The sequence below is a fragment of the Bacillus sp. SKDU12 genome (assembly GCF_010093085.1).
GTDB lineage: Bacteria > Bacillota > Bacilli > Bacillales > Bacillaceae > Bacillus > Bacillus mexicanus.
The window spans coordinates 20,065-33,787 of the sequence record NZ_MSRC01000018.1; the positions used below are offsets into that span (position 1 = coordinate 20,065).

A 13,723-nucleotide genomic window follows, 5' to 3' on the forward strand; every position below is an offset into this window, starting at 1 on the left:
CTTAAAAAAGTGTATTATAAAAATCATATTCTTATATAATACCTGTGTCAATATAATTTATACTCATTTCAAGAAGTTCCAGAATAGAAAAAATATAAACATAGGAAAATAGGGAGTGTATACTAGTTCCTAGGACTTTTTCCGTAAGATTTTCTTGCAAATTTCTTCCTTTATACTTTTTTGATAAAATGTTAGAGATATGTACAAGCGGAGCGGGTTTTTAGACGTATCATGATACAAATCATGGAGAAGGAGACCCGCAATTGACTGAATTTATATTAAATGTGGCGGATTTCGGTATTTTGGGAGACGGAAAAACGGATTATACAGAGTTGATTAATCAGTGCTTTGGTATGGCTGTTTCGAAAGGATATCATATGGTCTGGTTCCCAACAGGAACCTATTTAATAGATGGAACGCTTGGAGGAGACCCCAATCAGAAGTTTCGAAACGCGGGGGTCATTGTTCCCGGCAACCTTGAGATTATGATGGACCCTGAGTGTGTCATCAAAATCATCCCGAACAGCTCGTGGGGTTATTCCGCATTTTATGTAGGCAAGCAAGAGAATATAACCATTTCCGGGGGACAAATTATTGGTGAACGCGATGAGCATACGTATGTCTCCGCGGGGATAAGGTCAACTCATGAATGGGGTTTCGGCATATGTATTGAAGGATGCTCGAATGTTGTCATTGATAATGTCAAAATTTCTGATTTTACCGGTGACGGGATTATTGTCAGTCCAAGCGGTTTAAAGACAGCGAATGATTATCGTACGTCAGAACATATCACCATCCGCGGCTGTGAGGTTCGGCGGTCGAGAAGAAATAACATTTCCATTACCGGATGTGATACGGTCACGGTGGAGGAATGTGTAATTGAAGATGCCGGAACAGGGAATGGAACAGCGCCGAAATTCGGAATTGACATAGAAGGATATGGCGAAGGTGAGGTTGACTATGAGGAACCGATCAATGTTTCCATCCGCAACAACCATTTCATTGGAAACGTTTCAAGCTCTGTGACCAATTTTAATGGATACGGCATTTCAATAGAGGGAAACGATTCAGACAATACGATCAGCTATGGGTATGGAACGCAAACGATGATCAAGGGGAATATTCTCAGACGGGCTGAAAACGCCGCTGCTGCGCCTAGAGTCGGGATTACCGGACTCGGTGTGTCACAAGGGAAGGAGAGCAGTGATACGGTAATCGCCGGCAACCTGATTACCGGGTTTTCAACCGGAATTGATGTCAGGGGGAAAAGCGTTCTTGTCACAAACAACAAAATCAGTAACTTTGAAAACACTGGGATCTTGGTTTATCAATCTTCCGACGTAAAGGTAGACGGCAACCAGATTCAAAACGGATTGTCTGAAACAAGCCGCAGCACCGGTCTTCGCGCAGTGCTGTCGGATGATACCGTATTTCTGAATAACTGCCTCATTGAAGTCATTGATGGTGTGAACATTTCCGGCGGCGATATGATCATTAAGGATAATGTGTTGAGAAAATACAGCCGGGGAATTTGGATCGCTCAAGGAAACGCGGTGGTAGAAGGAAATACACTGTACCCTGACACGTTTGAAGCAGCCGCGGAATCATATTCTGTTACTGTTACAAACAATGCTGGTGCTATTATTAAAAACAATATCTTTAAAGAGTTTAAAAACTATCCGATTTACTGCTCTACAACTGCGAAAACCTCTATTATCAGCAACCACATTGAAGGATCTCCGCTTTTGGTCACCATCTATATCAGCGCAGGTGTGCATGAGATTATTGATAACACCATTTCAGTCAACAGAACAGCCGGGAATCCAATTGTGATTTATGTCAGCGGTTCCGCAGGCTCTATCATCTCCGGAAACACCATCAATAACCTCTCCGCAAGGACAGCGACAGCTATTCAAACAAACACTTCAACCAATTCCAAAATCATCGGCAATCGCATCTTCAAAGGCACCATCAACAAACATAGCAGCGATACAGCAGACGGCAATATATTGGTTTGATAAAGGGCCCCGCTCTAGGGGTTCTTTTTTTTCGGTTTATAGATCACATATATTTCTCTCCCAAGTACGACCACAAAAAATAAAAGGACAGTCCATTCTGCGAACGTTGTCATCTTAAAGCTGGACATATTGTTATAAACAGCTTTTGTCAGACTGAACCCTTGAAGCATGTCCATAAAAACAGAAATAGCTAATAAACAAATCAAGATGAACCCTGTCACGCCTAATATTTTCATGCTCCATCACCCTCCAATCTTAGTGTCCATCTTTTTCAGGAAGTTATACCGTATCTAAGATGTATGCATAATCTCAATGCTGGAAGGAAGAATATGAGAAAACGACAAGGAAAGGTATTTTGTGTATGCCTTCTAAGCAAAAGAAACAAAAATCAGAAGAAAAGAAACAGGAACAGCAGCAAGACAACAAAAGGCCGGTTCACATTTCCAGAAGTTTAGCAAAGAATCTAGCGGAAACGAAAAAGAAAGTCGGATGCAGCTCTGATGTCATTATCCGCGAGATCAAAATCGGGGAACAGGATTGTGTCCACCTTGCCATTATCTATCTTGCAGGCCTGGTCGATAATAACACGATTCATGAATCCTTAATCAATCCTTTGGTTGGGGACCAATCCATCCAACATTCGCATGCCATCCAGCAGATTCTTGAAAAAACACTTCCACTAGGAGGGGTGAAAGCTGAAAAGGATTGGGAAAAGCTTTTTACTGAATTAATGCTCGGCAATGCGCTCGTTTTTGCTGATGGCTATGACGATGCGTTGATTTGCAGCACACAAGGGGGAGAACAGCGCTCCATCGAAGAGCCGAGCACTCAAGTATCCTTCCGCGGCCCGCGTCAAGGATTTACAGAGTCTCTGCAAACGAATATTTCCATGATTCGGCGATACATAAAGAACCCGAATGTATGGGTGGAAAAAATGAAAATCGGCTCTGTTACGAATACGGATATTGCACTTATGTACATTCATGGCATTTGTGATGAAAAGGTGCTGAAGGAAGTGAAACAGCGCCTGAAAAAAATAGATATAGACAGTATTTTAGAATCCGGATATATCGAGCAGCTGATTGAAGATGAAACCTTTACGACGTTTCCGACCATGTATCATACAGAACGTCCTGATGTGGTAGCAGGGAATCTATTAGAAGGAAGATTCGCGATCATTGTGGATGGAACGCCGTTTGTTCTTATTGCTCCTGCCTTATTTATACAATTTTTTCAGTCTGTTGAAGATTACTATTCGCGCTTTGACATTGCCTCGAGCATACGGATTTTGCGGATTTTGGTCTTTTTTATTTCACTTATCGCGCCTGCTGTTTATGTGGCAGCCACGACGTTTCACCAGGAAATGATCCCCACACAGCTGTTAGTCGTGATTGCAGCCCAGCGGGAAATTGTGCCGTTTCCGGCAGTTGTCGAAGCACTTATGATGGAGATTGCTTTTGAGATTCTGAGAGAAGCCGGTGTCAGACTGCCGCGCGTTGTGGGTTCGGCGGTATCGATCGTAGGTGCGCTCGTTATCGGACAGGCTGCCGTACAGGCTGGCATCGTTTCTCCGGCCATGGTCATTATCGTTGCGATCACCGCGATTGCCAGCTTTGCGACACCCGCTTTCGCCATGGCGATTTCAGCCCGTCTCATTCGGTTTATCCTTATCATTGCATCCTCTGTTATGGGGTTCTACGGGCTGATTTTAGGAATTATTATCATGTTTGTGCACTTATGCAGCCTGCGCTCTTTCGGTGTTCCCTACATGTCGCCGCTTGCTCCTTTTTCTTCCCAAGGGGTAAAGGACGCGCTGTTCAGGGTTCCGTGGTGGGCTGATGAAAAAAGGCCGGAGTCAGTCAGTAAGGAAGATAAAGTGCGGCAGGGGCAAGGGCAACGTCCGGAGCCGGCCGCTTCCCAAGGAATGGTGAATAAAGACTTGGAAGAAGGGGATCAGAATGGGTCGTAAATGTCTATTAGCTGTTCTCATGCTTTTAAGCGTCATTGTGCTTCCCGGCTGCTGGGATAAGCGAGAGCTGACGGATCTTGCGATTATCTCGGCGATTGGCATTGATCGGACAAAAGAAGGCAACTACGTGCTGCATCTTCAAATTATCAATCCCGGAAATGTGGCCGGCGGGCTTCAGGGAGGCGGTGCTGGAGACAGACCGCCTGTATCTGTCTATTCGATTGAAGGCGACAATATGACGGAAGCGCTTAGAAAAGCTTCCATAAAGGTATCCCGGAGGCTTTATTTTGCCCATACCAATCTAGTCGTAATCAGTGAGAAGCTGGCGAGTGAGGAAGGATTGGATTTTGTGTTAGATAACCTTGACCGTGATACGGAATTCAGGACAACGGCAACAATCGTTGTCGCCCATAAAACAAAAGCGGAAAATATCGTGAAAATCCTTACACCGATTGATAAAATTCCGTCAAATAAAGTCAATAAAACACTCGACTTTACGGAGGCGGAATACGGACGGGTTATCAAAACCAATATTCAGGACGCTTTGAAAACACTTGGCGACAGTACAAAAGCAACGATTATCCCGGGATATATGATGATTGGTGATGATAAAAAAGGAATCAGTATGGAAAACACGCAAGCTACTGATCCGAAAGCCATTCTTCAGGCAGATGGTTTGGCCATTTTTGATAAGTCAGGCTATTTAAAGTATTGGATTGGAGATCATGAAAGCGTAGGGGCAGTTTGGCTGATGAATAAGATTCAGCATACGTTTATTAATGCTGACTGGGGAAAGACAAAGAACGCGGTCAGTTTACAAGTTACGCATCAAAGCACAAAGCTGGTGCCGGGGATGAGAAACGGACGTCCGTACATCCATGTTAAAGTCAATGTTGAAGGAATCATAGATGCTGTCAGATACCCTTTCCAATTGTCTAATCCAAAGGTGCTGGCGGCTATTGAACAAACTCTCAGCAAAGAGCTGGAAAAGGAAATCAGCCATGTTGTGAAAAAGATCAAGAAGAACAAAATAGACTTTATCGGTTTTGGTGACAAGATATATAGAAAGTATCCGAAGCAGTGGGAGAAAATGAAGGACACATGGGACGAAGAATATTTACCGGAATTGCCCATTGATGTAAAAGTGGATACGTATATTAGACGAACAGGGTTGCGAAACAATCCGATTCAGCACCAGCTTAAAAATGAGTAGGTGCGAGAAAGGGGGAGCGGCAGATGGAAAAAGCCAGAATAAATATCAGGCAGCTGTTTGTCATGATTATTATTTTTGAGCTGGGCAGCTCCTTGTTGATTACACCGGGGATGATGGCAGGAAGAGATGCCTGGTTAGCAGTGCTGTTGGGCTGTGCGATCGGTCTGTTTCTTTTCTACTTGTATCAAGGCATTTATCAGTGCTATCCGGAGTCTTCCCCGAAAGAATATATGGATGATATGCTCGGAACCAAGCTGAGCTGGCTGTTTTCATTTCTGTATATCCTGTACTTTTCCTATATTGCCGCCAGGGTGCTGCGTGACTTTGGAGAAATGCTGCTGACGTTTGCTTACCATGATACACCTATCATTATTGTAAATGCTTTATTAATGGTGGTGAGTGTATATGCCGTCAGAAAAGGAATTGAGGTGCTCGCCCGCGCAGCGGAGCTTCTTTTCGGAGCTATGTATTTACTGGGGGCGCTCGGCCTCGTGCTTATTATTGTGTCAGGCTCCGTAGACCTGCAGAATATAAAACCGGTTTTAGCGGACGGCATTTATCCTGTCATTCACTCTGTTTTCACGCAGACGATGTACGTTCCATTTGGTGAAGTTGTATTATTTGTCATGATTTTCCCGACTCTTAATGACCGAAAAAACGTGAAAAAGATGGGGATTCTTGCTATGGCCATCAGCGGATTGATTGTGGCGCTTATCGTGACGATTAATATTAGTGTGCTTGATGTTGATTTGACCCTCAGATCCCAGTTTCCGCTTTTAAGTACGATTCAGACGATTAAGATCGAGGAATTTTTAGATCGTCTCGATGTCTTTTTTATGCTGGCACTCATCATCGGCGGCTTCTTTAAGGTCAGCCTCTACTTATACGCAGTCGTGGTGGGAACGTCCACGCTCTTTAAGGAAAAGAATCCTTCTCAATTGGCTTATCCAATGGGATTAGGCATCTTAATTCTTTCTATAACGATCGCGACTAACTTTTCAGAGCATATGAACGAAGGCCTGAAAGTGGTCCCAATGTATATTCATTTGCCCTTTCAGCTTTTGTTTCCGCTTTTCTTATTTGTAATAGCCGTTTGGAAAAAGAAGCGAAGAGAGAAGTCAAACGAGGCGGAAGCGAAAAAACAATAAAAGAGCGATGGAATGTAGCAGCTAGCGTTTGTTTTCTCGCTTTGTGAAAGAAAAAACAATATCTAATGGCACATTTAGCTGGAGGAATGAAAGGATATCAAGAGATGATGATCGAAATTGAATGGTATCTCTAAAGCAGAAATCAAAAGTGAAAAAGGCAAAGCGCAACATTCATCATTCCCATCCTTTAATGGCAAAACATACAGGGCAGCGACATAAGCTACATGTATCCGCCTTTTTGCACACGATTAAGTTATTGCGTGCATCCGAAATAAAGATTGCGTGTTTTTCGGGTTGGGATGGTCTGTAAACATGATAAAATATGACATGAACAGTTTTTGATGGGAGAGGGTGAAGGAATGAAGAGCGGGGTAATTCCTTCTTCAGCGGTCGGTCAAAAAATTAATGAGTGGTACAAATATATCCGCACATTCAGCGTGCCGGATGCCGAAGTGTTAAAAGCTGAAATCCAGCAGGAACTGAAACACATGCAGCACGATTCCAACTTGCTCCTTTATTATTCACTAATGGAATTCCGCCACCAGCTTATGCTTGATTATCTAGAGCCGTTAGAGAAATTAAATATAGAAGACCAGCCAAGCCTGTCCGAATTATCAAGAAATATCGACAGCAACCAGGCAAACCTCAAAGGGCTGCTCGACTATTATGTGAATTTTTTTCGCGGGATGTATGAGTTTGATAAGCGGGAATTTATTTCTGCCATTACCTATTATAAACAGGCGGAGAAAAAGCTTTCCTTTGTCGCTGACCATATTGAACGGGCGGAGTTCTATTTTAAAATGGCGGAAGCCTACTATTATATGAAGCAAACGTATTTTTCACTGATCAATATAAAAAACGCCTATGAAATTTACGTGGAGCAGGAAACCTACCAAGTGAGAATCATTCAGTGCCATTTCGTGTACGGGGTTAATCTGATGGATGAAAGGAATTTTGAACAAGCCGCACGCCATTTCAAATTGGCGCTCGATATGGCCAAAACAGAACAAAAAGCCCAGTTGGTCGGAAGAGCCTATTACAATCTTGGCTTATGCTATTACAATCAAGATCTTCTTGACCGTGCTATTGATTACTTTGAAAAAGCGGTCTCCACGTTTGAAAGCAGCATGATCATCAATTCGCTGCCGCAAGCCTACTTTTTAATCACCCTGATTTATTATAAACAAGGAAAACATGATAAAGCTTCGGAATATCACAAGCGGGGCTATGAATATGCTAAAGAAACAGACGACGCAGATTACGCGGTAAAATTCGAATTTTTACAATCCCTATATCAGGATCAGCCTAATGAAGAAGGAATCGAACAATGTTTCCAATACCTAAAAAATAAAAGTATGTACGCTGATATAGAGGATTTAGCCCTAGAAGTAGCAAAATATTACTATGAACAACAATGGTTTAAATTGTCTGCTTCCTATTTTCTACAAGTTGAAGAAGCAAGAAAACAAATACAAAGGAGTGAGGGTTGGCATGAAATTGAAATCTAAGTTGTTTGTTATTTGTGTGGTCACAGCTGCTATTTTTACAGCTGCTGGCATTTCCGCTAATACGGAAGCAATTGATTTTCATGTGGCAGAAAGAGGAATGACGTAAGAATCAGCCCCTTCTCATTTGAGAAGGGGGTTTTTTAAAAAAAAACGCCGTAAGACAAGGTCTTACGGCGTCCCGAAGAGAAGATGAGCAACTTAGAATCCGCCAACATACGCTGTTCCTACGATAACTAATAGAATAAACAATACAACGATTAAAGTGAAAGAGCTGCCGTAACCGCCACCAGTGTATCCTGACATAAGGCTTCACCTCCCTATAGTGGATACTATAAGGTATGTAAAACCGGTCGGTGTGCTTGAGGCAATAGTGGACAAGTGAAAAAATGGACAATTGATGATGGGCTGAATGTATAAAAAATAGCGGGCGTTTGCGCCCGCTATTTTTATGTTAAGAGATCAGCACGCCCGCGAAAAATTCTTTGTATAACGCTTGAACGGCTTTTTTTGCTTCAGCTTCTTTTACGCCGAACATCATGCTTACCTCAGAAGATCCCTGGTTGATCATTTCGATATTCACCTTCGCCTCTGATAAGGCTTTGGCCGCTCTTGCCGTTGTGCCGACATTGTGGCGCATCGCTTCTCCGACAACCATGATCAATGCGAGGTGATGCTCGACAATGACTTCATCGGCATGCAGATCCTTTTCGATCTGTTTGATCACACTCTGTTCAGCGGCGGCATCCATTTGGCCCTCCCGCAGGATGATGGTCATGTCATCAATTCCCGATGGAACATGCTCATACGTTAACCCGTGTTCTTCCAGGATTTGAAGGGCTTTGCGTCCAAATCCGATTTCTCTGTTCATTAAATACTTGCTGATATAAATGCTGCAAAATCCGGTATCACTGGCAATGCCGACGACAGGCCCGTTTGTGTTATCCCGCTTGCTGACGACACGGGTGCCTTGTGCTGACGGATTATTCGTATTTTTGATTTGGACGGGAATCCCCGCTCTGAATGCAGGAATGAGCGCTTCATCATGAAACACTGAAAAGCCCGCGTAGGACAGCTCCCGCATCTCTCTGTATGTCAGCTCGCTGATTTCCTTAGGATTTTCAACGAAGGACGGATTGACAGAGTACACCGCGTCCACGTCTGTAAAGTTTTCGTACAAGTCAGCCTGCAGCCCATTGGCAAGAATCGAGCCGGTAATATCAGAGCCGCTCCGTGAGAATGTGATCACATCGCCAGTCTCGCTGAATCCGAAAAAACCGGGGAAAATGATAAGACCATCACGTTCCCGAAGACGATAAAGGTTTTGATATGATTTCGGGAGAACTTGCGCGTTGCCGGGTTCATTTGTCACGAAAAGGCCGGCGTCCTTTGGGTTCACATATTCCGCTTTGATGCCTTTATGGCGGAAATAGGCGGCGATGAGTTTGGCGTTGTTATCCTCCCCGCTTGCTTTGACGGCGTCAAGATACTGCTCGGGATTGATTTTATCTCCATCTAAAAGCGTAAACAGATCATCCCGGATTTTGTCGATAATGCTTTGCTCAAGCTGAAGCTCATTTGCGATGAGGGCATACCGTTCCACAACAGCTTCTGCCAGCTCAGGGGCGCTGCCTGATGCCAAATATTGTTCCGCGCACGCGATTAAGAGATCAGTCACTTTCGTATCCCCAGCATGGCGCTTTCCCGGAGCTGAAACGACTACAGCTTTCCGTTCCGGGTCTGAGGTGACGATGTGAAATACTTTTTCAAGCTGAGCGCCTGAAGCGAGTGAGCTGCCTCCGAATTTAACGACCTTCATATTTACATCCCCTAATGTTTATAATTTTCAAATAAATTTAGTATTTATTATCTCTTTTTCAGTCCTGTAAATCAAGGGGGAATTTCTCCTCGGTATGAACATTTGTTTTTTACAGAAGGAATAACGTCAGATATGTTGACTATATACAAGCATTCTAAAGATAAATATGGTAAACAGCCTAACGATTGTGGGATGGTAAATGACTAGAATGATGAGTGAAATTGAATATATGACTACGTTAATATGCTGAAAGAATATTGACTAACACTAGAAAAATGGTAAGATGTAATTGATAATGATAATCAATTAATTAATATATATATAGCCAGATTGTTTTAGTCCTTGCGGAGTGGGAGATACGTTCTTTTTGCTGTAAGGATGTAAGGAGGCAGCATGAAGCTACGTTACTTATTCATTCTACTTATTGTATTAGCAGTTACGTCTGTATTTATAGGCGTGGAAGATCTGTCGCCGCTTGATCTCTTCGATTTAAGCAAACAAGAAGCGTCAACGCTGTTCGCAAGCCGTTTGCCGCGATTGATCAGTATTATCATTGCCGGATTAAGCATGAGCATCTGCGGTTTGATTATGCAGCAGATCAGCAGGAACAAATTCGTGTCTCCGACAACAGCGGGCACGATGGATTGGGCACGGCTCGGTATTTTAATTTCCTTGATGCTGTTCACATCCGCCAGCCCTCTAATCAAAATGCTTGTCGCTTTTATCTTTGCCCTTGCAGGAAATTTTCTGTTTATGAAAATTCTTGAAAGAATCAAATTTAATGACACCATCTTTATTCCGCTTGTCGGTTTAATGCTCGGGAATATCGTCAGTTCAATCGCGACATTTATCGCCTATAAATATGATTTGATCCAAAATGTGTCATCATGGCTGCAGGGAGACTTCTCTTTGGTCGTGAAAGGAAGATACGAGCTTCTTTATCTGAGTATTCCGCTCGTCATCATTGCCTATGTATATGCGGATAAATTCACATTGGCCGGTATGGGCGAAAGCTTTTCTGTCAATCTCGGCCTGAAGTACAAGCGGGTTGTGAACATCGGGCTTATTATCGTGTCCCTGATCACGTCTCTTGTCATATTGACCGTCGGCATGCTGCCGTTTCTCGGTTTAATCATCCCGAATATTGTATCCATTTACAGAGGAGACAATCTAAAGAACAGCCTGCCGCATACAGCGCTGTTGGGAGCGGTTTTTGTGCTGTTTTGCGATATATTGGGCAGAGTCATTATCTTCCCTTATGAAATCTCGATTGGCCTGATGGTCGGAATCATCGGCAGCGGCATTTTCCTGTTTATGCTGTTAAGGAGAAAAGCGTATGCGTAACCAGGTGAAAATAGCGTTGCTCGTTGGTTTAGCCATTGTCTGTATTGGTTTGTTTCTGTTTTATGATTTAGGCAATTGGGATTACACCCTGCCGAGACGAATCAAAAAGGTGGCCGCCATTGTGCTGACGGGGGGAGCGATTGCGTTTTCGACCATGATCTTTCAAACGATTACGAACAACCGCATCCTGACGCCCGGCATCTTGGGTCTTGATTCTCTCTACATGCTGATTCAGACCGGCATTATCTTTTTGTTCGGTTCTGCGAATATTGTCATCATGAATAAAAACATCAACTTTATCATCTCTATTCTGCTGATGATATTGTTTTCCCTAGTTTTGTATCAGATCATGTTTAAGGGAGAGGGGAGAAATATTTTTTTCCTTCTGCTCATCGGAATCGTGTTTGGCACGCTGTTCAGCAGCCTGTCTTCCTTTATGCAGATGCTGATTGATCCGAATGAGTTCCAAGTCGTGCAGGATAAGATGTTTGCCAGCTTTAACAACATCAACACGGATTTGTTAGGGCTTGCGTTTATCATCTTTCTGCTGACAGGCGCTTATGTTTGGCGTTTCACGAAATTTTTTGACGTGCTTGCGCTTGGACGCGAGCACGCCGTGAATTTGGGCATTGACTACGACAAAGTTGTTAAGCAGATGCTGATCGTGGTTGCGATCCTTGTCTCTGTTTCAACAGCTCTAGTGGGGCCGATTATGTTCTTAGGCCTTCTTGTTGTCAACCTGGCGAGAGAATTCCTGAAAACATATAAGCATTCATACTTAATTGCAGGCTCCGTTCTCATCAGCATCATTGCGCTGGTCGGAGGACAGTTTGTGGTTGAGAAAGTGTTTACCTTCTCAACGACGCTGAGCGTCATTATTAATTTTGCCGGCGGGATTTATTTTATCTACTTGCTGTTAAAGGAGAATAAATCATGGTAGAGGTCAAAAATGTAAGCAAACAATATGGCGGGAAAGTGGTCCTTGAAGAGACGTCAGTCACCATTCAAAAGGGCAAAATCACTTCATTTATCGGTCCTAACGGCGCCGGCAAAAGTACGCTGCTGTCTATCATGAGTCGCTTGATCAAAAAGGATTCCGGCGAGATTTTCATAGACGGACAAGAAATTGGAGCCTGCGACAGCAAAGAGCTTGCCAAAAAAATGAGCATTTTGAAGCAAGCAAACCAAATCAATATCAGGCTCACCATCAAAGACCTCGTCAGCTTCGGCAGATTTCCATATTCACAAGGCCGGCTGACAGAGGAAGATTGGGTTCATATCAACCAGGCGCTCGGCTATATGAAGCTGGAAGACATTCAGGATAAATACCTTGATCAGCTGAGCGGCGGACAGTGTCAAAGGGCGTTCATTGCAATGGTTATTGCCCAGGACACAGACTATATCTTTCTGGATGAGCCGCTGAACAATCTCGATATGAAACATTCGGTTGAAATTATGAAACTCCTGAAACGGCTGGTAGAGGAGCTCGGAAAAACAATCGTGATCGTTATTCATGATATCAACTTTGCATCCGTTTACTCCGATTGTATCGTAGCCTTGAAAAACGGCCGAATCGTAAAAGAGGGGCCGCCTGAGGAGATTATTAAAACCTCTGTGCTTGAGGACATCTACGATATGACCATTCCGATTCAGTTGATTGATAATCAAAGGATAGGTGTTTATTTTTCTTAAATATATAGAAGAGGTGAGGAGTATGAAAAAGTTCGCATTACTATTCATCGCTTTGGTGATGGCAGTTGTCATTTCCGCATGCGGAAACCAAAGCACTGGCAGCAAAGGTTCTGAATCTAAGAAAGAACAAATCACGGTCAAACACCAGCTGGACAAAAACGGCATAAAAGTGCCAAAGAACCCTAAAAAGGTTGTCGTATTTGACTTAGGAAGCTTAGACACGTTAGATAAACTCGGTCTTGATGATAAAGTGGCAGGCCTGCCGAAAAAAGCCCTTCCAAATTATCTGTCAAAATTCAAAGAAGATAAATATGCAGATGTCGGCAGCTTAAAAGAGCCAGACTTTGAAAAAGTGGCTGAAATAGACCCTGATCTGATCATTATTTCAGGAAGACAATCTGAGTCATACAAAGAGTTCTCTGAAATCGCGCCGACGATTTACCTTGGCGTGGACACAGCGAAATATATGGAGTCATTTAAGTCAGACGCTGAAACAATCGGTAAAATCTTTGATAAAGAAGACAAAGTGAAAGATGAGCTCGCAAACATTGATCACTCAATCGCAGATGTAAAGAAAACCGCTGAAAAGCTTAACAAAAACGGTCTCGTCATCATGGCGAACGACGGGAAAATCAGCGCGTTTGGCCCTAAATCAAGATATGGCCTGATTCATGACGTATTCGGTGTGACACCGGCTGACCAAAACATCAAAGCATCTACGCATGGACAAAGCGTTTCTTACGAATATATTTCAAAAACAAACCCGGATTATCTGTTTGTTGTTGACCGCGGTACAGCGATCGGAGAATCATCATCTACGAAACAAGTCGTTGAAAATGATTATGTGAAAAACGTAAATGCAGTGAAAAACAATCATGTCGTCTACCTTGATTCTGCTACTTGGTACTTATCAGGAGGCGGACTTGAGTCAATGACGCAAATGATTAAAGAAGTGAAAGACGGTTTAGAGAAGTAAACCAAAAAAAGAGCCTCCGCTTAAAAGCGGGGCTCTTTT

13 protein-coding genes are annotated in these 13,723 nt (G+C 43.2%); 10 read left to right on the forward strand and 3 right to left on the reverse strand.

The window, feature by feature from the left end; genetic code table 11:
* Window positions 1–263 precede the first annotated feature (263 nt).
* Complete coding sequence (locus tag BTW01_RS16145; protein ID WP_162104013.1) at window positions 264–2,018, forward strand: right-handed parallel beta-helix repeat-containing protein; 1,755 nt, start codon at window positions 264–266, stop codon at window positions 2,016–2,018.
* 14 nt (window positions 2,019–2,032) lie between these two features.
* On the opposite strand, the gene BTW01_RS16150 is transcribed toward BTW01_RS16145, so the two are convergent.
* Window positions 2,033–2,254 (reverse strand): hypothetical protein, encoded by a 222-nt coding sequence (locus BTW01_RS16150; RefSeq protein ID WP_162104014.1) that lies wholly within the window; start codon window positions 2,252–2,254, stop codon window positions 2,033–2,035.
* Between the two features lie 125 nt (window positions 2,255–2,379).
* Between BTW01_RS16150 and gerKA the strand changes: the two genes are divergently transcribed.
* The 5 genes from gerKA (at window position 2,380) to BTW01_RS16175 (ending at window position 7,962) form a co-directional block, all read left to right on the forward strand.
* On the forward strand, window positions 2,380–3,987 hold the full coding sequence (gerKA, locus tag BTW01_RS16155) for a spore germination protein GerKA (protein ID WP_162104015.1): 1,608 nt from the start codon (window positions 2,380–2,382) through the stop codon (window positions 3,985–3,987).
* Window positions 3,977–5,200 carry a Ger(x)C family spore germination protein gene (locus BTW01_RS16160; RefSeq protein WP_162104016.1) on the forward strand — a complete coding sequence of 408 codons (1,224 nt, stop codon included), beginning with the start codon at window positions 3,977–3,979 and terminating at the stop codon, window positions 5,198–5,200. Before gerKA ends, BTW01_RS16160 begins: the two co-directional genes overlap by 11 nt.
* A gap of 23 nt (window positions 5,201–5,223) precedes the next feature.
* Window positions 5,224–6,348, forward strand: coding sequence for a spore germination protein (locus BTW01_RS16165; protein ID WP_162104017.1), 1,125 nt, complete (start codon window positions 5,224–5,226; stop codon window positions 6,346–6,348).
* A gap of 359 nt (window positions 6,349–6,707) precedes the next feature.
* Complete coding sequence (rapC, locus tag BTW01_RS16170; protein ID WP_162104018.1) at window positions 6,708–7,856, forward strand: response regulator aspartate phosphatase RapC; 1,149 nt, start codon at window positions 6,708–6,710, stop codon at window positions 7,854–7,856.
* The gene (locus BTW01_RS16175) at window positions 7,840–7,962 is read left to right on the forward strand and encodes a PhrC/PhrF family phosphatase-inhibitory pheromone (RefSeq protein ID WP_162104019.1); all 123 of its coding nucleotides are present in this window, start codon (window positions 7,840–7,842) and stop codon (window positions 7,960–7,962) included. Before rapC ends, BTW01_RS16175 begins: the two co-directional genes overlap by 17 nt.
* A 92-nt stretch (window positions 7,963–8,054) precedes the next feature.
* Here the strand turns inward: BTW01_RS16175 and BTW01_RS16180 are convergent, their stop codons facing one another.
* The gene (locus BTW01_RS16180) at window positions 8,055–8,159 is read right to left on the reverse strand and encodes a YjcZ family sporulation protein (protein WP_162104020.1); all 105 of its coding nucleotides are present in this window, start codon (window positions 8,157–8,159) and stop codon (window positions 8,055–8,057) included.
* Between the two features lie 148 nt (window positions 8,160–8,307).
* The gene (locus BTW01_RS16185) at window positions 8,308–9,672 is read right to left on the reverse strand and encodes an aspartate kinase (RefSeq protein ID WP_162104021.1); all 1,365 of its coding nucleotides are present in this window, start codon (window positions 9,670–9,672) and stop codon (window positions 8,308–8,310) included.
* A gap of 393 nt (window positions 9,673–10,065) precedes the next feature.
* Here BTW01_RS16185 and yclN point away from each other — a divergent pair, with 393 nt between their 5' ends.
* From yclN to BTW01_RS16205, 4 genes are read left to right on the forward strand one after another with little or no spacing between them, the layout of a single operon-like run.
* The gene (gene yclN, locus BTW01_RS16190; RefSeq protein ID WP_162104022.1) at window positions 10,066–11,016 is read left to right on the forward strand and encodes a petrobactin ABC transporter permease YclN; all 951 of its coding nucleotides are present in this window, start codon (window positions 10,066–10,068) and stop codon (window positions 11,014–11,016) included.
* Window positions 11,009–11,956 carry a petrobactin ABC transporter permease YclO gene (yclO, locus tag BTW01_RS16195; RefSeq protein WP_162104023.1) on the forward strand — a complete coding sequence of 316 codons (948 nt, stop codon included), beginning with the start codon at window positions 11,009–11,011 and terminating at the stop codon, window positions 11,954–11,956. The genes yclN and yclO overlap by 8 nt, the downstream gene beginning before the upstream one ends.
* Window positions 11,950–12,708: a petrobactin ABC transporter ATP-binding protein YclP gene (yclP, locus tag BTW01_RS16200; RefSeq protein WP_162104024.1), complete on the forward strand. Its 759-nt coding sequence runs from the start codon at window positions 11,950–11,952 to the stop codon at window positions 12,706–12,708. Before yclO ends, yclP begins: the two co-directional genes overlap by 7 nt.
* Before the next feature lie 22 nt (window positions 12,709–12,730).
* Window positions 12,731–13,684 carry a siderophore ABC transporter substrate-binding protein gene (locus BTW01_RS16205; RefSeq protein ID WP_162104025.1) on the forward strand — a complete coding sequence of 318 codons (954 nt, stop codon included), beginning with the start codon at window positions 12,731–12,733 and terminating at the stop codon, window positions 13,682–13,684.
* Window positions 13,685–13,723: the final 39 nt, after the last annotated feature.